24 protein-coding genes are annotated in these 20368 nt (G+C 71.6%); 8 read left to right on the forward strand and 16 right to left on the reverse strand.

Features of this window, described 5'->3' with window-relative positions; genetic code table 11:
* Positions 1–191: 191 nt before the first annotated feature.
* The 13 genes from ACZ7OH_RS19405 to ffh form a co-directional block, all read right to left on the reverse strand.
* Complete coding sequence (locus ACZ7OH_RS19405) at positions 192–515, reverse strand: DUF2469 domain-containing protein (protein WP_003096226.1); 324 nt, start codon at positions 513–515, stop codon at positions 192–194.
* Positions 512–1345 (reverse strand): ribonuclease HII, encoded by an 834-nt coding sequence (locus ACZ7OH_RS19410; RefSeq protein ID WP_470282246.1) that lies wholly within the window; start codon positions 1343–1345, stop codon positions 512–514. The genes ACZ7OH_RS19405 and ACZ7OH_RS19410 overlap by 4 nt, the downstream gene beginning before the upstream one ends.
* Positions 1346–1436: 91 nt before the next feature.
* Complete coding sequence (lepB, locus tag ACZ7OH_RS19415; RefSeq protein ID WP_470282024.1) at positions 1437–2363, reverse strand: signal peptidase I; 927 nt, start codon at positions 2361–2363, stop codon at positions 1437–1439.
* Positions 2364–2394: 31 nt separating this feature from the next.
* Positions 2395–2763, reverse strand: a complete 369-nt coding sequence (gene rplS, locus ACZ7OH_RS19420; RefSeq protein ID WP_003103119.1) for a 50S ribosomal protein L19 — start codon at positions 2761–2763, stop codon at positions 2395–2397.
* A gap of 143 nt (positions 2764–2906) precedes the next feature.
* Positions 2907–3686: a tRNA (guanosine(37)-N1)-methyltransferase TrmD gene (trmD, locus tag ACZ7OH_RS19425; protein ID WP_470282025.1), complete on the reverse strand. Its 780-nt coding sequence runs from the start codon at positions 3684–3686 to the stop codon at positions 2907–2909.
* A 4-nt stretch (positions 3687–3690) separates the two neighbouring features.
* Positions 3691–4395 (reverse strand): hypothetical protein, encoded by a 705-nt coding sequence (locus tag ACZ7OH_RS19430; protein ID WP_470282026.1) that lies wholly within the window; start codon positions 4393–4395, stop codon positions 3691–3693.
* Positions 4392–4904: a ribosome maturation factor RimM gene (gene rimM / locus ACZ7OH_RS19435; protein ID WP_470282027.1), complete on the reverse strand. Its 513-nt coding sequence runs from the start codon at positions 4902–4904 to the stop codon at positions 4392–4394. The genes ACZ7OH_RS19430 and rimM overlap by 4 nt, the downstream gene beginning before the upstream one ends.
* Before the next feature lie 22 nt (positions 4905–4926).
* Entirely contained in the window at positions 4927–5166 is a 240-nt protein-coding gene (locus tag ACZ7OH_RS19440; protein ID WP_003103110.1) for an RNA-binding protein, read from the reverse strand.
* Positions 5163–5606: a 30S ribosomal protein S16 gene (gene rpsP, locus ACZ7OH_RS19445; RefSeq protein ID WP_470282028.1), complete on the reverse strand. Its 444-nt coding sequence runs from the start codon at positions 5604–5606 to the stop codon at positions 5163–5165. Before rpsP ends, ACZ7OH_RS19440 begins: the two co-directional genes overlap by 4 nt.
* A gap of 159 nt (positions 5607–5765) precedes the next feature.
* The gene (locus ACZ7OH_RS19450; RefSeq protein WP_470282029.1) at positions 5766–6557 is read right to left on the reverse strand and encodes a lysostaphin resistance A-like protein; all 792 of its coding nucleotides are present in this window, start codon (positions 6555–6557) and stop codon (positions 5766–5768) included.
* Between the two features lie 101 nt (positions 6558–6658).
* Positions 6659–7384 (reverse strand): lysostaphin resistance A-like protein, encoded by a 726-nt coding sequence (locus tag ACZ7OH_RS19455; protein WP_470282030.1) that lies wholly within the window; start codon positions 7382–7384, stop codon positions 6659–6661.
* 45 nt (positions 7385–7429) lie between these two features.
* A complete protein-coding gene (locus tag ACZ7OH_RS19460) occupies positions 7430–8512 on the reverse strand; it encodes an amidohydrolase family protein (protein WP_470282247.1) in 1083 nt (360 codons plus the stop codon).
* Between the two features lie 2 nt (positions 8513–8514).
* The gene (gene ffh, locus ACZ7OH_RS19465) at positions 8515–10050 is read right to left on the reverse strand and encodes a signal recognition particle protein (protein ID WP_400903697.1); all 1536 of its coding nucleotides are present in this window, start codon (positions 10048–10050) and stop codon (positions 8515–8517) included.
* 183 nt (positions 10051–10233) lie between these two features.
* Here ffh and ACZ7OH_RS19470 point away from each other — a divergent pair, with 183 nt between their 5' ends.
* Complete coding sequence (locus tag ACZ7OH_RS19470; RefSeq protein WP_470282031.1) at positions 10234–12024, forward strand: ABC transporter ATP-binding protein; 1791 nt, start codon at positions 10234–10236, stop codon at positions 12022–12024.
* A 9-nt stretch (positions 12025–12033) separates the two neighbouring features.
* A complete protein-coding gene (locus tag ACZ7OH_RS19475) occupies positions 12034–12498 on the forward strand; it encodes a MarR family winged helix-turn-helix transcriptional regulator (RefSeq protein WP_400903694.1) in 465 nt (154 codons plus the stop codon).
* Positions 12499–12762: 264 nt separating this feature from the next.
* Here the strand turns inward: ACZ7OH_RS19475 and ACZ7OH_RS19480 are convergent, their stop codons facing one another.
* From ACZ7OH_RS19480 to ACZ7OH_RS19490, 3 genes are read right to left on the reverse strand one after another with little or no spacing between them, the layout of a single operon-like run.
* Entirely contained in the window at positions 12763–13065 is a 303-nt protein-coding gene (locus tag ACZ7OH_RS19480) for a hypothetical protein (protein WP_470282032.1), read from the reverse strand.
* Positions 13062–13709 (reverse strand): non-homologous end joining protein Ku, encoded by a 648-nt coding sequence (ku, locus tag ACZ7OH_RS19485; protein ID WP_470282033.1) that lies wholly within the window; start codon positions 13707–13709, stop codon positions 13062–13064. Before ku ends, ACZ7OH_RS19480 begins: the two co-directional genes overlap by 4 nt.
* 52 nt (positions 13710–13761) lie before the next feature.
* Entirely contained in the window at positions 13762–14121 is a 360-nt protein-coding gene (locus ACZ7OH_RS19490; RefSeq protein WP_470282034.1) for a hypothetical protein, read from the reverse strand.
* Positions 14122–14242: 121 nt separating this feature from the next.
* Here ACZ7OH_RS19490 and ACZ7OH_RS19495 point away from each other — a divergent pair, with 121 nt between their 5' ends.
* The 6 genes from ACZ7OH_RS19495 to ACZ7OH_RS19520 all read left to right on the forward strand — a co-directional run bounded on the left by ACZ7OH_RS19495 (position 14243) and on the right by ACZ7OH_RS19520 (position 20285).
* Positions 14243–14827 (forward strand): TetR/AcrR family transcriptional regulator, encoded by a 585-nt coding sequence (locus ACZ7OH_RS19495; RefSeq protein ID WP_470282035.1) that lies wholly within the window; start codon positions 14243–14245, stop codon positions 14825–14827.
* A gap of 23 nt (positions 14828–14850) precedes the next feature.
* Positions 14851–15603 (forward strand): glucose 1-dehydrogenase, encoded by a 753-nt coding sequence (locus tag ACZ7OH_RS19500; protein ID WP_470282036.1) that lies wholly within the window; start codon positions 14851–14853, stop codon positions 15601–15603.
* A gap of 723 nt (positions 15604–16326) precedes the next feature.
* Positions 16327–17631, forward strand: coding sequence for a GGDEF domain-containing protein (locus ACZ7OH_RS19505; protein WP_470282248.1), 1305 nt, complete (start codon positions 16327–16329; stop codon positions 17629–17631).
* Positions 17632–17699: 68 nt separating this feature from the next.
* On the forward strand, positions 17700–18302 hold the full coding sequence (locus tag ACZ7OH_RS19510; RefSeq protein WP_470282037.1) for a TetR/AcrR family transcriptional regulator: 603 nt from the start codon (positions 17700–17702) through the stop codon (positions 18300–18302).
* Positions 18299–18961 (forward strand): VC0807 family protein, encoded by a 663-nt coding sequence (locus tag ACZ7OH_RS19515; protein WP_470282038.1) that lies wholly within the window; start codon positions 18299–18301, stop codon positions 18959–18961. The genes ACZ7OH_RS19510 and ACZ7OH_RS19515 overlap by 4 nt, the downstream gene beginning before the upstream one ends.
* A complete protein-coding gene (locus ACZ7OH_RS19520) occupies positions 18954–20285 on the forward strand; it encodes an FAD-dependent oxidoreductase (RefSeq protein ID WP_470282039.1) in 1332 nt (443 codons plus the stop codon). The genes ACZ7OH_RS19515 and ACZ7OH_RS19520 overlap by 8 nt, the downstream gene beginning before the upstream one ends.
* The last annotated feature ends 83 nt before the right edge of the window (positions 20286–20368 follow it).

Raw genomic sequence — 20368 nt, forward strand, 5'->3', positions numbered from 1 at the left:
GCCAGGGGGCGGCACGGCGAAACCAGGCCGGAATCGCCGGGCTGTGGACAACCGGGGGTATGTGGACAACTCGTCCACGGATCGCCGCGGGACGGCCGGAACTGTCGGGCCGCTGTGCTACGGGGGCGAAGAAAAACCCGCGCCGGTTCGTCCAGGACTGGACGAACCGGCGCGGGTGGCGAAACGGGAGCTCAGCCCGAGAACGGGCCGTCCTCGGGCAACCTCAGGTCCGGCTTGTCCAGCTCTTCGACGTTGACGTCCTTGAACGTGATGACCCGGACGTGCTTGACGAACCGGGCGGGGCGGTACATGTCCCAGACCCACGCGTCGGACATGCGGACCTCGAAGTACACCTCGCCGCCGCCGTCGCGGACCTGGACGTCGACCGCGTTCGCCAGGTAGAACCGCCGCTCGGTCTCCACCACGTACGAGAACTGGCCGACGATGTCGCGGTACTCGCGGTACAGCGAGAGCTCCATCTCGGTCTCGTACTTCTCGAGATCCTCTGCGCTCATGAAATCCGCGCCCCTCCTCGGGCTCGTGCTGCTCCGGCGGAGCGTTCATTGTGACCCACACCCGCGCCCGGGGCATGCAGCGGCAGGCTGAGTTGTGGCTCGAGTGCCTCGTCGAGGACCGCGGTCAGGCTCGCCGCGGTCCCGGACTCCATGGCCTTCTCCAGCGCCGCGTACGTCAGCACGACCGGCCGCGAAGGCCGCAGGCCGTGCTTGACGGCCACCGTCGCGACGTTCGTGTACGACCACCGGTGGACGTCGCTGGGGCCGTGCTCGCGCAGCGCCGCCAGGTGGTCGGACGTGCTGTAACCCTTGTGCACGTCGAAACCGTAGTGCGGGAGGTCGTCGTGGTAGCCCGCCATGATGCGGTCTCGCGTCACCTTCGCCAGTACCGACGCGGCCGCGATGCACGCCACCGAGCGGTCGCCCTTGATCACCGCCGCGTTCGGCGCCGTCAGGCCCGGGACCCGGAACCCGTCGGTCAGGATGTAGCCCGGCGACACGCGCAGCGCCGCCGCGGCGCGCCGCATGCCCTCCAGGTTCATCACCCGGATGCCGTAGAGATCGACCTCGGCTGTGGGGATGACGATCACGGAGTAGTCGACGGCCCGCTTGAGGATCAGGTCGTAGACCCGGTCGCGCGCCTTGGCCGTCATCAGCTTCGAGTCCGTCAGCTCGGTGAGCTTCGCGTCCCCCTGCTTGAGCACGCAGGCCGCGACCACCAGCGGCCCCGCGCACGCCCCGGCACCGGCTTCGTCCACACCGGCGACCGGGCCGAGGCCACGGCGGTCGAGCGCGCCCTGCAGGCCCCAGAAGAGGTCGCCGCGCACCACGGCCCGCGGCGGCCGGATGGGCTCGGCCGCGGTGAGGGGAACGGGAAGAGTCAAGGCTGGATCACCCGTCTGCCGACACGGATCGGGGTGGCTAGCGTTTCCGGCGCAGTCCGGACTTGAGCTTGCGCCCCACGAAGAGCGCGGGCCAGGCCGCCGCGATGCCGGCGCCGAGCGGGACGCCGCTCTGCCAGGCCGGCGCGCCGAGCGCCACCGGCTGGGCCGCTTCCTGCGGGTTGTGGTCGGTGATGCCGCCCCACCGGCTCGGCGGCAGGACGATGATCCGCGCCTTGCCGATGATGTTGTCCACGGGGACCGCGCCGTTCACGCCGCCGCCGCCCTGGAACCGGGAGTCGTCGGAGTTGTTCCGGTTGTCACCCATGACCCAGACCGTCCCCGCGGGGACCTTGACCGGTTCGAAGGGACGCTCCGTCTGGTTGGCCGGGTCTTCCCAGTGGACGTACGGCTCGTCGAGCCCCTTGCCGTCCACGACGACCCGGCCCTGCGTGTCGCAACACTGGACGGTCTGGCCGCCGACCGCGATCACGCGCTTGACGAAGTCGCGCTCGTCCGGCGGGGCGAACCCGACCAGCGAGCCCAGACCGCGCAGGCCCTGGACGACGATGTTGCTCGACTCCTGCGGCGCGATCTCGTTGTTGACCCACGCCGGCGGACCCTTGAACACGATCACGTCGCCCGGCGAGGGCTCGGTGAAGTCGTAGGTGACCCGGTCCACGAGGATCCGGTCACCGGTGCAGCCGGGGCACCCGTGCAGGGTGGCCTCCATGGACCCCGAGGGGATCATGAAGACCTTCGCGAGGAATGTCTGGATCAGGATCGTGAGCACCAAGGCGATCACGAGCAGGATCGGCAGTTCCTTCCAGAACGACCGTTTCTTGGCGGGCTTGGCTCGCCGCCGTCGGGACCCCCCGCGCTCCTCGGAGCGGGACCGCCTCGGCTGGTCCTCCTCGGAGCGATCGGGGTCATCCTCAGGAGCGTTCTGGGACACGGGTTCGGCCACGTCGTCAGGCTACCGGTAACCGGGTTGTGACTCAGTTAGCCGAGGCCGTCTCGCGGTTCTCGCGGCGCTCCTTGATCTTGGCCTTCTTGCCGCGCAGGTCGCGCAGGTAGTACAGCTTCGCGCGCCGCACGTCACCGCGCTTGTGGACCTCGACCTCGGCGATGTTCGGCGAGTGCACCGGGAAGGTGCGCTCCACGCCGACACCGAAGGAGATCTTGCGAACGGTGAAGGTCTCCCGGATGCCACCGCCCTGACGACGGATGACCACGCCCTGGAAGACCTGGTTGCGCTCGCGGTTGCCCTCGATGACGCGGACACTCACCTTGAGCGTGTCGCCCGGGCGGAAGTCCGGGATGTCGGAACGCAGCGACTGCTTGTCCAGCGCGTCCAGGGTGTTCATCGGTGGTCCGTCCTCGTCTTCGTATGGCTTGCGTACACGTCCCGAAGGCCGCACAGCGCGCAACGGTGAAGCTGCGGGCGACCCAAGGGGGCTGATGGCGGGATCGTGAACGAGGAGGTCCACTCACGCCAACCTGTCAAGTATTACAGACCGGGATCGGGCGGCGGGAACCGGCCCTGAGCCTGCTCGGGGTCCAAGCCCTCCAGGACCCCTCGATCGTGCTTGTCGAGACTACCTTCCGGCAGGCCGGCCAGGAGATCGGGGCGGCGGCGGGCCGTCCGCTCCAGGGCCTGGTCGCGCCGCCAGCGGTCGATCAGCGCGTGGTTGCCGGAGCGCAGGACGTCCGGCACCGCCAGGTCGCGCCACACCTCCGGGCGGGTGTAGCTGGGCCCTTCGAGCAGGCCGTCGGAGAACGAGTCCTCGGCGGCCGAACGCGCGTTGCCGAGCACCCCGGGCAGCAGCCGGACGACGGCCTCGACGATGACCAGCACCGCCGCCTCGCCGCCGACCAGCACGTAGTCGCCGATCGACACCTCGTCGACCGGCATCCGGCGCGCGGCGTCGTCGACGACCCTCTGGTCGATGCCCTCGTAGCGGCCGCAGGCGAACACCAGGTGCTTTTCCTCGGCGTACGCGTGCGCCAGTTCCTGCGTGAACGGTTTGCCCGCCGGCGTCGGCACGACGAGCCGCGTCTCGGAAGTGCAGACGTCGTCCAGCGCCGGACCCCAGATCTGCGGCTTCATCACCATGCCGGGGCCGCCGCCGTACGGCGCGTCGTCGACCGCGCGGTGCACGTCGTGGGTCCAGTCGCGCAGGTCGTGCACGCCGACCTCGATCAGGCCGCGGTCGATCGCCCGGCCCAGCAGCGCGGCGCGCAGCGGGTCGAGGTACTCGGGGAAGATCGTGACGACGTCGATGCGCACCCGGTCACCAGTTCCAGTACTCGGTGGCCTCGGCGTGCCACGGCGATTCGACCTGCTGGTCGATCGTGAAGGCCATGCCGAGCCCCTGCGCGATCCGGACGTCCCGGCGCTCGGTCTCGTGGATCGGCGAGCCGGCCGGGAGGTCCTTGTCGTCCCACCAGGACTCGCTCTGCGTGATGCAGGTCCGCGCGCCGAACCGGGCGGACGCGCACGGCGCCGGCGCGTGCCAGGTCTGCTCGTGCTTGAAGAGGAACGTCTTGCCGCTGCTCTGCTCGGTGACGGTCCCGTTCGCGACGAGCCGGTAGTCCGAGGACGGCACGGTCCACCGGACGTAGTGCTGCTGTCCCCCGTGCGACGGGATCGGCGTGCAGGCACTCCCCCGGCAGAGCGACTCGCCGGTCACGCGTTCGGTGTAGTAGGTGCCGTTGCCGCCCCAACCGTCGAGCAGCACCCAGTCGCCGTCGCGGACGAAGTGCTCCGCGTAGGACGGCGGCCAGGTGACCGGGTCACCCCAGGAGATCTGCGATTCGGTCGCCGACTGCGGCGACCAGGCCCACTGGTACGCCTTCTCCCCCGGCGGCGCGTACTGGCCCGCGCTGCGCTGGAACATCAGCGAGAAGTCGCCGTAGGTCGGGCCCGCCGCCTGGGCCGGGGGCGCGAAGACCGAGACGATCAGCAGTGCCGCGAGAACGGCCGTCCAGCGCCTCATGCGTCGAGCAGGCCTTCCGGCGGGTCGAGGACGACGCGGCCGCCGTCGACGTCCACCGTGGGCACGATCGCGCGGACGAACGGGACCAGCACCTCACGGCCGTCGACGTCCAGCTCCAGCAACTCGCCCGCGGGCGAGTGGACGACCTCGACGACCTTGCCGACGACCGTCCCGTCCGCCAGCTCGGCCCGCAGGTCGGCCAGCTCGTGGTCGTAGAACTCGTCCGGGTCCGATGTCGGCGGCAGCGTGTCGGTGTCGGCGAGCAGGAGCGCGCCCCGCAGCGTCTCGGCGACGTCGCGGGTCAGCACCTCCTCGAAACGCACCAGCAGCCGCCCGCTGTGTTCGCGGGCGGCTGCGATGGTGAGTTCCCTCTTGCTGCCGTCACGCAGCTTCGTCGTCACGGCCGCGCCGATCCGGAACCGCTCGTCCGGCGAGTCCGTGCGCACGTCCACCGCGAGTTCCCCGCGGATGCCGTGCGCCTTGGCGATGCGGCCGACTACGACGTCCATCCTGACCGTTTTCCGAAGAGGCTCAGCGATCGGTGTCGACGACGTCCACGCGGACGCCGCGGCCACCGATGCCGCCCATGACGGTGCGCAGGGCGGTCGCCGTGCGACCACCCCGGCCGATCACCTTGCCGAGGTCGTCGGGGTGCACGTGCACCTCGAGCGTGCGGCCACGGCGCGTGGTCAGCAGCTCGACCCGGACCTCGTCCGGGTTGTCGACGATCCCGCGCACCAGGTGCTCGAGGGAGTCAGCCAGAAAGCTCACTCGGCCTTCTCACCCTCGGTGGCTTCGGCCTTCTCGGCCTCGGCCTTCTTGGGGGCGGACTTCTTCTTCGGCGTGGTGGCCTCGCCGGAGGGCTCCTCGCCGGCCGCGGCGAGCGCCGCGTTGAACAGGTCCTGCTTGGACGGCTTCGGCTCGGCCACCTTCAGGGTGCCCTCGGCGCCCGGCAGGCCCTTGAACTTCTGCCAGTCACCGGTGATCTCCAGCAGGCGCTGGACCGGCGCGGTCGGCTGCGCGCCGACCTTCAGCCAGTACTGGGCGCGCTCGGAGACGACCTCGATCAGGCTCGGCTCTTCCTTCGGGTGGTACTTGCCGATCGTCTCGATGGCCTTGCCGTCCCGGCGGGTGCGCGCGTCGGCGACGATGATGCGGTAGTACGGCGCACGGATCTTGCCGAGGCGCTGCAGCTTGATCTTGACGGCCACGGGTGTGGGTTCTCCTCGAGTCTCTCTGGTGCTGGGCTGGGCGCACGCGGGCCGAGTGGGGACACGGACGCGGGCACCCGAAGGTCAGGAGCTTTCGCGCGGTGAGAGGGTCCGGCGGAAGCAGGCAGTGACCCATTCTGCCAGACGGCACCCGCGCACTCAGAAAGAGGCCACCCCGAGCGCCCCGAGCAGGATGGTCAACGCCGGGAGGAAGTTGTTCACCTGGTGCGCGACGATACTGGCCGGCAGCCGGCCGGTGGCCAGCCGGGCCAGGCCGATCGGCACCGCGATGACCAGCAGCAACGTCGTCCGCAGCGGCTCGAGGTGGCTGGCCGCGAACACCGCGGTCGACAGGAGGAACGCCGCGACGCGGCCCCAGCGCTCGCTGCGCCACTGCAGCTGCTCGGCGGCGCCCCAGAGCAGGCCGCGGTAGATGATCTCTTCGCAGATCGGGCCGAGCAGCCAGAGGTAGACGAACATCACGACGGCGGCCGAGATGGACATCTTCCGGTCCTCGACCAGCGCGCTGATCGCCGACGTCGCGTTGGCGTTGCCGACCAGCTGCGTCCACAGGTACGCGCCGAGGGTGGTGAAGACGAGGCCGATGCAGCCGTAGCGGAACCCCGTGCGGACGTCGGCCCAGCGCCACTCCAGCCGCAGGTCGGCGACGGGACCGTTGCCGCGCAGGTAGGTGATCAGCACCGCGACGCCGGCCGCGATCATCGTCGGCAGCATGGTGCCGAGCAGCACGACCCGGATCGGCAGCGGGCCGGGACCGGTGTCGCCGACCAGCACCGACACGAACGCCGCCGACGCGAGCAGCACGGCCTCGACGAGCAGGAAGGCCCCGAAGCCCCAGCGGTGCCGCCGCTCAGGCTCGAGGAACGCTGCCGGCTCCTCGGGTTCCGGCAGCGCGTCGGAAGCCGGGTCCCGGGGCTGGGAAGTGGTCACGCCTGGCCCTCCGCGGTCGCTCGGCTCCTGCCGACGAGCCTAGCGGCCGCAATGTGATCGCACAGTATCCGTCCGACTACTGTCCACGATCTTCGCAACACTCAGTGCGCGACGAACAGCAGCACCGCGGGCGGCAGGTTGTTGGCCGCGTGCGCGATCACCCCGGCGCTCACCCGGCCGGACAGGTGCCGGGCCAGCCCGATCGCCATGCCCTGGCCGATGAGCGCGATCGTGCGCGTCGGCTCGCCGTGCAGCTGGGCGAACACCACCGACGTGACCAAGAGCACCACCCACGGCGGGACCCGGTGGAACGCCAGAGCCTTCCACAGCGTGCCGCGGACCAGCAGTTCCTCGGTGATCGGCGCGCCCGCGATGACGATCACCGCGGCGAGCACCAGCCAGACCGTGTCGCCGTCGAAGGTGTCGGCGAGGTCGGTCAGCGGGCTGTCGGAGACGTCGTCGGCGCCGTAGACGGCGATCAGCACGAGGTTGAGCCCGTAGCCGACGACCAGCGCGAGCGCGCCGCAGGCGAGGCCGATCCGGACGTCGCGCCAGGTCGGCTTCAGCCCGAAGTCGGCGCGCAGGCCCTCGCCCCAGTGCCACGAGCCCGCCGCCGGGCCGAGGCCGAGCAGCAGGTTGGGCACGAACGCCAGGAGCAGCAGCGGGCCGATGTCGTGCAGCTCGAGGGGGTCGAACTCGCCGACGTTGCGGTTGACCGCCGCGGCGATCACGAGGTTGATCAGGTAGTAGCCGGCGATCCCCGCGAAGAACGCCACGAAACACCAATGCGCACCCAGCACGCGCCGTGCGCCGTCGTCGTCCGTCACAGGGCCAACGCTAAAGTGCCGACCCCACAAGGAAAACAGCGGGGGTCACGCGTACACGACACCGCCGAGCACGATGTGCTCCGGGTGCCGCAGGACGCCCAGGTCCTCGCGGGGGTCGCTCGCGTAGACGAGCAGGTCGGCGGGCGCGCCGTCCGCGATGCTTGGGTGGCCGAGCCAGTCGCGGGCGGCCCAGGACGCGCTCGCCAGCGCCGCCTCGCGGGTCATGCCCGCGCGGTGCAGCGCCTCGATCTCGTCGACGAGCCTGCCGTGCTCGACCATGCCGCCCGCGTCGCTGCCCGCGAAGACGCGTACGCCCGCTTCGATCGCCGTCGCGACCATCTCGCCGACGCCGGCGTGCAGCGCCCGCATGTGGTCCGCGTACACCGGGTACTTGCCGGCCTTGTCCGCGATGCCCGGGAAGTTGTCGATGTTGATCAGCGTCGGGACCAGCGCGACGTCGTGGCGCGCCAGTTCGGCGAGCTGGTCGCCGCTCAGGCCGGTGCCGTGTTCGAGGCAGTCGATGCCGGACGCGATCAGGCCGGGCAGCGCGGCTTCGCCGAACACGTGCGCGGTGACGCGGGCGCCGTTCTCGTGCGCGACCTTGACGGCTTCGGCCAGGACGTCGTCCGGCCACAGCGGCGCGAGGTCCCCCACGCCGCGATCGATCCAGTCGCCGACGAGCTTGACCCAGCCGTCGCCGTCCCGCGCCTGCTCGGCGACGGCGTCCGGCAGCTGCGAGGCGTCTTCCAGCTCGACGCCGAGGCCGGGGATGTACCGCTTGGCCAGCGCCAGGTGCCGGCCGGCTCGGATGATCGTCGGCAGGTCCGCCCGCTCCTGCAGCGGCCGGACGTCGATCGGCAGCCCGCAGTCGCGGATCAGCAGCGTCCCCGCGGCGCGATCGGTGAGCGCCTGCTCGGTCGCCTCTTCGAGCGAGACCGGGCCGCCGACGCCGATGCCGGGGTGGCAGTGCGCGTCGACCAGACCCGGCACCAGGAAGACGTCCCGGCCCAGCGTCTCGGCGTCCGGCACCGGCTCGAACGAGATCCGGCCGCCGGTGATCCACAGTTCACGGGACTCGCCGCCGGGCAGGACCACCCCGGCGGCGTGCAGAGTTTTCCCCGACGCGATGCTCAATTGTCCTTGGGGTTCTTCGGCAGCTTGAACTTCGACGGGTCGAAGCCCGGGACGTCGTTCATGCCGCCCAGCTGCGAGAGGTCGGGCATGCCGCCCGGCATCTGCCCGCCCGGGGGCAGCATCGGCATGCCGCCGGGGAAGCCGCCGCGGACCTTGGGCTGCGTCGGGCCGCGGCCCTTCTTGCCCTTCTTGCCCTTGCGCGACTTCGAGCCGCCCCCGCCGCCGAAACCGAACCGGCCGGCCATCTGGGCCATCATCTTGCGGGCCTCGAAGAACCGGTTGACCAGGTCGTTGACCTCGCGGACGGTGACGCCCGACCCGTTCGCGATGCGCAGCCGGCGCGAGCCGTTGATCATCTTCGGGTCTTCGCGCTCGGCCGGGGTCATGCCGCGGATGATCGCCTGCAGCCTGTCCAGGTGCTTGTCGTCGACCTGGGCGAGCTGGTCCTTCATCTGGCCGGCACCCGGGAGCATGCCGAGCAGGTTGCCGATCGGGCCCATCTTGCGGACCGCGAGCATCTGCTCGAGGAAGTCCTCCAGGGTGAGCTGGCCGCTGGACAGCTTCGCCGCGGCCTTCTCGGCCTGGTTCTGGTCGAACGCCTGCTCGGCCTGCTCGATCAGGGTGAGCACGTCACCCATGCCGAGGATCCGCGACGCCATCCGGTCCGGGTGGAAGGTGTCGAAGTCCTCGAGCTTCTCGCCGTTGGAGGCGAAGAGGATCGGCTGGCCGGTGATCTCGCGGACGCTCAGCGCGGCACCACCGCGGGCGTCGCCGTCGAGCTTGGTGAGCACGACGCCGGAGAAGCCGACGCCGTCCTGGAACGCCTGGGCCGTGGTCACGGCGTCCTGGCCGATCATCGCGTCGACGACGAACAGGACCTCGTCGGGGCTCACCGCGTCGCGGATGTCCGCGGCCTGCTTCATCAGCTCTTCGTCGACACCCAGGCGGCCCGCGGTGTCGACCACGACGACGTCGTGCTGCGCGTGCTTGGCCTCGGCGATGGCGCGGCGGGCGACGTCGACCGGGTCGCCGACGCCGTTGCCCGGCTCGGGCGCGAAGGTGACGACGCCGGCGCGCTCGCCGACGACCTGCAGCTGCGTGACGGCGTTCGGGCGCTGGAGGTCGCAGGCGACCAGCATCGGCGTGTGGCCCTGCTTCTTCAGCCAGAGCGCGAGCTTGCCGGCGAGCGTCGTCTTACCGGCACCCTGCAGACCGGCGAGCATGATCACGGTCGGCGGGTTCTTGGCCAGGTTCAGCCGGCGCGTCTCACCGCCGAGGATGCCGACGAGCTCCTCGTTGACGATCTTGATGACCTGCTGCGCGGGGTTGAGGGCCTGGGAGACCTCGGCGCCCTTCGCCCGCTCCTTGATCTTCGCGATGAAGGTCTTGACCACGCCGAGGGCGACGTCGGCCTCCAGCAGCGCGATCCGGATCTCGCGCGCGGTGGCGTCGATGTCGGCGTCGGACAGCTTCCCCTTGCGCGTGAGCGTCTGCAGGGCGGCGGTGAGCCGATCGGACAGGGTGTCGAACACGGGTGTGCACGCTCCAGCTGGGTCGAGAGTGGCGCGCCGGACAAGGCCGGCCCTCCCGAGGGTAGTCGCTCCGGCTCCTCGGCCTCACGGGTACACGCACCTTATAAGCGCATGCGTACTACTTTTCCGGGAGTTTCCGGAAATTTATTGGCCATCCCTCAACAGATAAGTAAACATGTGTGTATGACCTCTGCGACCAGACCCCGGCCGTCGCTCGCCGAACCGGCCGCCGACACCGACGAGCCGGTGCCCCTCCGGCGGATCGCCGGCCTCTTCCGCGCCCACCGCCGGCCCCTCGCCGCGCTGTTCGCGCTGATCGTCGTGCAGGCCGGGCTCGGCGTCGCCTCGCCGTTCCTGCTGCGCGAGATCCTCGACGACGCCCTCCCCCACCGCGACACGCTGCTGCTGAGCCTGCTGGCCGGCGGGATGATCGCCTGCGCGGTCGGCAGCGCGTCGCTGGGCGTGGCCACCACCGGGCTGTCCAACACGATCGGGCAGCGCGTGATGAACGAGCTGCGCGTGGCGGTCTACGGCCACCTGCAGCGGATGTCGCTCGGCTTCTTCACCCGGACGAAGAGCGGCGAAGTGCTCTCGCGGGTCTTCAACGACATCGGCGGCGTCGACAACGTCATCACCACGACCGCCGGGTCGATGGTGCAGAACCTGACGACGACGACCGCCATCACGGTGGCTCTGATCCTGCTCGACTGGCAGCTCGCGGCGCTCTCGCTGATCGTCGTCCCGCTGTTCCTGCTGTTCACGCTGCGGCTGGGCAAGAAGCGGCGGAACCTCGCGCGCGGCCGGACCCGGCGGATGGCCCGGCTGACGACGATGGTCGAGGAGTCCCTGTCGGTCACCGGCGTGCTGCTCGCCAAGACGATGGGCAACGAACGGGCGATGCGCGAGCGGTTCGGCGCCGAGTCGCGGGAGATCGCGTCCCTGGAACGCGCCGCCGCGCTGGCCGGCCGCTGGCAGATCGCGTCGCGGGCGATGAGCCTGACCGTCATCCCGGCGCTGGTCTACTGGATCGCCGGGCTGGCGCTGGCCGGCGGGGCGGCCCCGATCTCGCTCGGCACCGTCGTGGCGTTCACCAGCATGCTCAACCGGCTGGTCGCGCCGGCCAGCGCGATGCAGACCATCGGGCAGAACGTGGCGACGTCGAAGGCACTGTTCGGACGCATCTTCGAAGTCCTCGACCTGCCGGTCGAGATCAGCGACAAGCCCGGCGCCGGCACGCTGGAAGTGCGCCGCGGCGACGTCGCGATGCGCGGGGTCTCGTTCCGCTACGACGACGAGGGCCCGCTGACCCTGAAGGACATCGACCTCGAGGTCCCGGCCGGGACCACGACGGCGCTCGTCGGCTCGACCGGTTCCGGCAAGACGACGCTGGCCTACCTGGTGGCGCGGCTGTACGAGGTGAGCGACGGCTCGGTGACGATCGACGGCACCGACGTCCGCGACGTCACCCTGGCCTCGCTCGCCGCCGGCGTCGGGATGGTGTCGCAGGAGACCTACCTGTTCCACGACACCGTCCGCGAGAACCTGCGCTTCGCGAAGCCGGACGCGACCGACGAGGAGATCGAGGCCGCCGCGAAGGCCGCGCACATCCACGACACCCTCGCCGGGCTGCCCGAGGGCTACGACACCGTCGTCGGCCAGCGCGGCTACCGCTTCTCCGGCGGTGAGAAGCAGCGGATGGCGATCGCGCGGATCCTGCTGCGCAACCCGCCGGTGCTCATCCTCGATGAGGCGACCAGCGCGCTCGACACCCGCACGGAACGCTCGGTGCAGGCCGAGCTCGACCGGCTCGCCGCGGGCCGCACGACGCTGACGATCGCGCACCGGCTGTCCACTGTGGAGCACGCCGACCAGATCGTCGTGCTGCACGAGGGCCGGATCGTCGAACGCGGGACGCACGACGACCTGCTGGCGCGCGGCGGGCGTTATGCCCGGCTGGTCCGGGGAACCGCCTAACCTGGGGCCATGCAGCCCGAACCCGACGTCGCACCACCGGTCAGCGCGGACCCGGAGCTGGCCGACCTGGCCCGCCGGGTCCGCGAGGGCGTCGGGCGGCTGAACTGGCGGATGCGCGCGGAGCGGGACCCGAACGGCCCGGGCCCGGCGGTGCTGGCGGTGCTGAGCAGGCTCTACCGGGCGGGGACGCACACGCCGACCGAGCTGGCCGAGGCGGAACGGCTGCAGCCGCAGTCGCTGACGCGGATCCTCGCGTGGGTGACCGAACGCGAGCTCGTGACGCGCACGCCGGACCCGCGGGACGGGCGCCGTTCGCTGGTGAGCATCACGCCGGCCGGGCTGGCGGTGCTGCGCGAGTACAGCGTCCGGCGCGAGCGCTGGCTGGCCGGCGCGATCGAGGCGACGCTCTCGCCGACCGAACGGCAGCTGCTGAGCCTGGCCTCGGAACTGATGTTGCGGGTGGCGGACGCCTAAAGCCGCCGCGGAGACCCCTCGATCCCTCCACGGCGGCTTCGGCGTTCGCGCCGCCTCCCCGCGGTGCGATGCGGGTTCCGGGAACGGGCCGCTCCTCCGTCGGCCCGCCCCGGAACCCTGGTCCCCGGACGGCTCACCTCCCCAGGGGCCGTCCGGTTCTCCCCCCCTGCCGGCGGTCCGGTACCCGCTGGCAGGACGAAGTCTGCCGCGCCCCGTGCCCGGCCAGCAGTGGGAGAACCCTCAATTACCCGTGGGTAGTAATACTCAAGGCGTCTTCGTGCGGTTGCGGGTGGCCGCTCGCTTCGCCGTCGTACGCGCCTTCGCCGCCCTCGCCGCGGCGGCTTTCGCCTTCGCCACGGCCGCGTTGCGCGCGTCCTCGGCTTCGGACGCCGTCTCCTGCAGGGCCGCCAGCAGCCGCGTGACGCCCTCGGCCTGTTCGGCCGCCGTCGGCTGGACGACCTCCGCGCCGTCGATCTTCGCCTGGACCAACGCCTGGAACGCCTCGCGGTAACGGTCGGGGTAGCGGCCCGGGTCGAACTCGCCGGTCAGCTCCTCGACGAGGTTCACCGCGCGCCGGAGCTCACCCGGCCGGATGTCGACGTCGGCGTGGCGGAACGGGAAGTCGGGCGCGCGCACCTCGTCCGGCCAGAGCGCTCACCCGGCCGGATGTCGACGTCGGCGTGGCGGAACGGGAAGTCGGGCGCGCGCACCTCGTCCGGCCAGAGCATCGTCTCCAGCACGATCACCTGGTCACGCACGCGCAGCGCGCCCAGGGTCTCGCGGCGGCGCAGCGCGACGGTGACCAACGCGATCCGCCCGGACTGCTGCAGGGCCTCGCTGAACAGCACGTACGGCTTCGTGCCCGCCGGCTCCGGCTCGAGGTAGTAGCTCTTCGCGAACCAGACCGGGTCGACGTCGGCGAGCGGCGCGAACCCGCGGATCGCGATCGTGCGGCCGGGCATCGGCAGCGACGCGAGCTCGTGGTCCGACAGCAGCACGACGTCACCGCCCGGGACGGCGTATCCGCGGACCATCTGCTCGGGCGGCACCTCGGCGCCGTCGACCTCGCAGACCCGCTTCACCCGGACGCGGCCGCCGTCGGCCTCGTGGACCTGGTGCAGCGGGATCTCGCGGTCCTCGGTCGCGCTGTACGCCTTCACCGGAATGGCGTAGCTGCCGAACCCGATCGTGCCCGTCCAGACTGCGCGCATGCGAGCCACCTCCGCAGCTCCAGGCTAGGCAAACGACCTCGCGCGCCGACAGCTACAAACGGGTGTCAGGCGCGACGGATTCGCTCACACATTCGAACGACGGCGTGACCTCGTCGAGCGCTTCGGCCGAACAGCGGGCCGCGATGGCCGCCGCGCGGAGCACCTCGGTGACGACTTCGACGTCCAGGGGCGGGGCCGCGGCGAGCGCGTTGGTGCCGCCCTCGACGCGGGCGGCGAGGCCGGCGAGCGCGTGGGAGATGGCCTCCTGACCGGCGATCAGGTGGGCGACGACGTCGGTGAGCTCGGCGGTCGTGGCGCCCGGGCCGCCGCAGCGCAGGCTCGCGGCGAGCTCCTCGGCGCAGGAGCGCAGGTGGGTGGCGACGACCGTCGGCGGCAGCGTCACGTCGTGCATCACTCACCCCCTCGGGCCGGTCAGAGCAGCCATGGTGCCACCGCACCCGCCGTCGGCTACGGCGACACACCGCGAGGCTTTTATTTGACCGATCGTTCTCGAAAGAAGTAGGGTTCCGAGCATGTCCCGGGTCAAGGAGTTCGACGTCGACGAAGCCTGCGACGCCGCACTCACGCTCTTCCGGCGTCAGGGCTACGAAGCGACGTCGGTCAGCGACCTCGTCACGCACGTCGGCGTCGCGAAGGCGAGCTTGTACGCCACCTTCGGCACGAAGCACGACTTCTACGTGACGGCGTTGAAGCGGTACGCCGCGCGCACCGACGCCCGCGTCGTGGCCGAGCTGTCGGGGCCGGGCTCCGGCGTGGCCGCGGTACGCCGGCTTTTCGACGGCTACCGGGCCGAAATCCTCGGTGACGAGAGCCGGATGGGCTGCTTCGTCGTCAACGCGGCGATCGAGCTGCTCCCCCACGATCCCGAGGTCGCGCGGCTGGTGGAGCGCAGCTGGGACACCCTCGAGGTCGCGCTCACCATGGCGCTGGAACGCGCTCGATCCCAAGGCGAACTGCCGGACGACAGCGACCCGGCAACGCTGGCGCGGTTCCTGCTCACCGTGCTCCAGGGACTGCGCGTCCTGGGCAAGGGCACGGACGCCGCGAGCCGGCTGGACGCGGCCGTCTCGCAGGCCATGCGGCTTATTCAAGACTGATCGGACCAGAAAGAAGGCACACGATGGGGGCACGGTTCGCGGGCAAGGTCGTCCTGGTGACGGGCGGCGGCTCTGGCATCGGACGCGAAGCGGCGCGCGCGTTCGCCGCGGCGGGCGCGACGGTGGTCGTCGCCGGGCGCGACGAGCAGCGGCTGGCGGCCGCGGTGAACGAGATCGGCGGGGACGCGAGCGCGGTGACGGTCGACGTCACCGACTCGGCGGACGTGGCCCGGCTGGTCGAGACGGTCGTCGCGCGGCACGGCGGGCTGCACGTCGCGTTCAACAACGCGGGCATCCTCGGCTCGCCGGCGCCGGCCGCGGACCTCGGCGAGGACGCCTTCGGCGCGGTGCTGGCCACGAACGTCACGGGGACCTGGCTGTGCCTGAAGCACGAGGTCGCGCACATGCGGGCGCACGGCGGCGGCGCGATCGTGAACATGGCGTCCAACATCGGCGCGCACGGCCGGCTGCCGAACATGGCGGCCTACGCGGCGTCGAAGGCCGCGGTGAGCGCGCTGACCCGCACGGCGGCGCGCGACCACATCGCCGAGGGGGTCCGCATCAACGCGGTCAGCCCGGGCGCGACCGACACGGACATGTCGCGGCGCCCCGGCGAGACGGACGCCGATCGCGCGGAGCGGGTGAAGGGAGCGATCCCGCTGGGCCGGGTGGGGGCCACCGCCGAGGTGGCCGCCGCGGTGCTGTGGCTGGCTTCGGACGAAGCGGCCTTCACCGTGGGGCACGACCTGGTGGTCGACGGCGGCGCGACCGCCTGAGCGGCCCCACCCGGGCCGGCGGCTCCTTCAGGACTCACGGTTGCGCATGGTGACGATCCCCTCTCGTGCGGGACGGACTGGGTGGCGGCGGGGTCAGGACTCGCGGTTGCGCACGGCGCGGCTCCTTCCGGGGGTGCGGACGGCTGACCTGCGGGTTCAGGACTCGCGGTTGCGCACGGGGCTCTCCTCTCGCGCGTAGTGACGGGGTGCCGGCTCTCAGGACTCGCGGTTGCGCACAGTGCTCTCCTCTCGCTCTCGCGCGTGGCGGCGGCGGGTGGTCTCAGGACTCGCGATTGCGCACGGCACGGCTCCTCTCGGGCGCTGGGGCTGGACGGCGGCAGCTCAGGACTCGCGGTTGCGCACAGGGCTCTCCTCTCGCACGGAGCAGCAGGACGTCGGATCTCACGACTCGCGGTTGCGCACGGCACGGCTCCTCTCGGGCGCAGGGACTGGACGGCAGCGGCTCAGGACTCGCGGTTGCGCACGGCAGATCTCCTCTCGAGCGGCGGGACTGGGGGTGGCGGTTCAGGACTCGCGGTTGCGCATGACGGCCTCCTTCCGGCGTAGCGCGGACATCGGCCGGGCGTCAGGACTCGCGGTTGCGCATGGCGGCGGCCTCCCTTCGCTGCTCCGATCGTGTGGCAATCGTCGATCGCGGTCGCCCAATGTGGTGAAGTGGACGCGGATCGTCGGATCACCCAGGGGAGTTGCACCGCCTTGAGTATGGACGGCGCCCGTCCGGCCGAACCCCGCGTGGGCCGGATCCGTGGGGCGCTGAATCCTGCTCACTGGACCCTCTGGCAGCAGCGCGGATCGCTGATCGCCTACTGCTTCCTCGTCGAGTCCGTGGCGCTCGTTGCCACCGTCTGGTCCGCCGCCACCGAGCCCACGCACCGTTGGGACCTGGTCGTCTTCGCCGTCCTCGCGTGCCTCGGCGTGCTGCAGGCCGAGCTGGGCCGCAAGATCGAGCGCGTCCGGCGGCTGGTGTCCGACACGCCGCACATCAACCTGACGTCGGTCTGGACGTTCGCCGGCGTGCTGCTCCTGCCGCCCGCGCTCGTCACGGCCCTGATCGTCGTGCTCTACACGCACCTGGCGACGCGCAGCCTCGCGCGGATGAAGCGCGTCCCGCCGTTCCGGACCACGCTGAACGCGACGCTCGTCGTCATCACCTGCTACTCCGCCGAGCTCGTCCTGAACCGCCTCGGCATCCCGGACATGTACACGGCGCTGACGGCGGGCTGGCGCGGCGTCACGGCCATCACCCTGTCCGCGGTGACGTATTTCCTGGTCGCGGCGATCACGATCGTCCCCGCGCTGACGATCACGAAGCGCACGATCAAGGCGTTCTTCGGCGGCCTCGGCGACAACCTCCTCGAGGTCGCGACGCTCTGCCTGGGCCTGCTGACGGCGTTGACGCTGGCGACGCTGCCCGCGCTCGCCGTCGCGATCGTGCCGCCGCTGCTGGTGCTGCACCGGGCGGTGCTGATCAAGCAGCTGGAGATCGCCGCGACGACGGACGAGAAGACGGGCCTGTTCAACACGACCGGGTGGCACCTGCTCGCTTCGCGCGAACTGGCCCGCGCCCAGCGCAGCACGCGCAGCACGTTCGGCGTGCTGATGATCGACCTGGACTACTTCAAGCTGATCAACGACGAGCACGGGCACCTCGCGGGCGACACCGTGCTGCGGGCAGTCGCGGCGACGATCAAGAGCGCGGTCCGCGACTACGACTCGGTCGGCCGCTTCGGCGGCGAGGAGTTCGTCGTCCTGCTGCCGGACATCGGGCCGGCGGCGGTGCTGGCGGTGGCCGAGCGCATCCGGTCGGCGATCGAGTCCCTGCGGGTCGAGTACGAGGACGGGAGCCACATCCGCGCGATCGGCGGCCTGTCGGCCTCCATCGGCGTCGCGACCTACCCGGACGGCGGCACAGCCGTCGACCGGCTGCTGCAGGCCGCGGACAAGGCCCTGTACCGAGCCAAGGACGCGGGCCGCAACCAGGTCGTCGACGGCACCGCGCCCGCCTGATCCACCCCTTCTCCCCCGCGCTGACCAGGCGACTTGTCAGATTTGCTCGACTGAGCTAAATTTTGCTCATGCGAGCAAGAACGTTCACCGAGTCCGGCCGGCGAGCCCAGATCGTGCGGGCGGCGATCGAAGTGATCGCCGAAGCCGGCTACCTCAAGGCGTCGTTCAGCCGGATCGCGAAGCACGCCGGCCTGTCGAGCACCGGCATGATCAGCTACCACTTCGCGGGCAAGGAAGACCTGCTCAAGGCGTGCGTCACCGAGATCGAAGAGGTCACCGGGGCGTTCATGCAGCCGCGCATCGACGCCGCCGTCGGGCACGTCGCTCAGCTGCGCGCCTTCGTCGAGTCGAACGTCGAGCTCGTCGGCGAGCACCCCACCGAAGTGCGGGCGCTCATCGACCTCGTCAAGAACGCCGGCTCGCAGAGCGCCGCCGTCAACGGCCGGCTCGCGCTGTTCGAAGAGCACTTCCGCACCGGGCAGGCGGCCGGCGCGTTCGGGCCGCTCGACGCCCGGACCACGGCGCTCGCCCTGACCGCCGGCCTCGACGCGGTCGTCGCCACGGCGGCCGCGGCCGGGCTGGAACCCACCGAGCTCACGCGCATCGGCCGTGAGCTCGCCGACCTCTACGTGCGGGCGACCGCACCCGAATCCGCTGGGGGATCCGCATGATGATCGAGCAGAAGACCGAACCCGACGCCGGCCTGCGCCGGGTCGTCCGCGCCAACGTGCGGAACGTCGTGTTCGAAGTGATCGTGCCGATGGCGCTGTTCTACGGCCTGCGCGCCGCCGGCGTGAGCCAGTGGTGGGCGCTGATGGCCGGTGTCCTGGTGGCCGCGCCGTACGTGCTGTGGACCATCGCCCGCACCCGCAAGGTCGACCTCGTCGCCCTGGTCACGCTGAGCGTGCTGGTGCTGTCGGTCGTGCTCGGCCTGCTGTCGGACGACCCGCGCACGCTGGTGATCCGCGAAGGCTGGACCGCCGCGCTGGGTGGCGTGTTCGGTGCGTGGATGCTGGTCTCGGTGTTCCTCGGCCGGCCGGCGCAGCTGACGCTGGGCCGCACGATCGCCGAGGTCAAGCGCGGCGCCGAAGGGGCGCAGGCGTGGGCGGCCCGCTGGGACACCGACGCCCGGTTCCGGCGCGGCCTGCGGATCAACACGGCTGCCTGGGGCGCGGTGCTGCTGGGCAGCGCGGTGGTGCACATCGTGCTCGTCTACACGCTGCCGATCGACCTCATCGCGCTGGTCACCAACGTGGCGTGGTTCGGCGCGCTGGCCCTGCTGATCGCCTGGCACGTCTGGTACCTCCGCAAGGAGAACCTCGATGCCTGACGTCCTGGTCGCCGGGGCGGGCCCGACCGGCCTGCTGACCGCGTTCGAACTGGAACGCGCCGGCGTCGACGTCCTGGTCCTCGAGCGCGACGCCGAGCCCGCCACCCAGTCGAAGGCCCTCGGCCTGCAGCCGCGGTCGGTCGAGGTGCTGGCCGACCGCGGCCTGCTCGCCGCGATCGAGCCGCACGTGCGGGCGAAGCTGCCCGCCGGGCACTTCTCCGGTGTCCCGATCGACTACACCGACCTGCCGACGTGCTTCCCGTACCAGCTCGGCGTGGAGCAGGCGCACGTCGCGGCGGCGATCGAGGCGCGGCTGCGCACGCCGGTGCTGCGCGACGCGGCCGTCACCGCCGTCGCGCAGGACGACGAGGGGGTCACGGTCACCGCGGGTGGGCGCGAGCACCGGGCCGGCTGGCTGGTCGCCGCCGACGGCGGCCACAGCACGGTCCGGACACTGCTCGGCGCGGCCTTCCCCGGCAGCTCGGCGCGGATCTCGCTGGTCGTCGCCGACATCACCTTGGCCGCCAAGCCCACCGGCCTGGCCGACGACTGGACCCTGCCCTCGTCGGGGTCTGGCTACCTGCTGCCGCTGTCTGGGGGCCGTTACCGCACGATCGTGTTCGGCGAGGAACAGCAGCGGCTCGGCCGCGACGCCCCGGTCACGGCCGACGAGGTGCAGCGCGCGCTGACCGCGGCGCACGGACCCGAAATCCGCGTGGGCGACGTGCTGTGGGCGTCGCGGTTCGGCGACGCGTCCCGGCAGCTGGAGCGCTACCGCCACGGCCGCGTGCTGTTCGCCGGCGACGCGGCGCACGTCCACCTGCCGGTCGGCGGCCAGGGGCTCAACCTGGGCCTGCAGGACGCGGTGAACCTGGGCTGGAAGCTGGCCGCGACGGTCCACGGCACGGCACCGGCCGGGCTGCTCGACAGCTACCACGACGAGCGCCACCCGATCGCGGCGCGCGTGCTGGTCAGCACGAGGGCGCAGGCGGTCCTCGGCGTACCGGACCCGGACGCGGCGGCGGTCCGCGAGGTCGTCACGGAGCTGCTGGCCGTTCCCGAAGCGCGGCGCGCGGTCGCCGCGGAGCTGTCGGGCCTCGGGGTGACGTACCCGGGGATCAGCGGCCGGGCCACGGATGTCCCGGCGAGCACCGACGGCCGCGCCGTGCTGGTGGGCGCGGCGGTGCCGGCGGGCTGGGCCGGGCGGGTCGAGGGCCGGGAGGGGGCGGCACCTCGGCTCGTCCGGCCCGACGGGTACGTCGCGTGGTCCGGCGGCCCGGGCCTGGACGAAGCGCTCCGCCGCTGGCTCGGGGCGCCGGTTTAAGGGGGGCGTCGGCAGGGCTTGCCGCGGGTCGGCACACCTCGCGGCACCCGCCAGCCGACCGGGCATGGCGCGGGTCCGCACCC

It is taken from the genome of Amycolatopsis sp. NPDC114478, assembly GCF_055633805.1.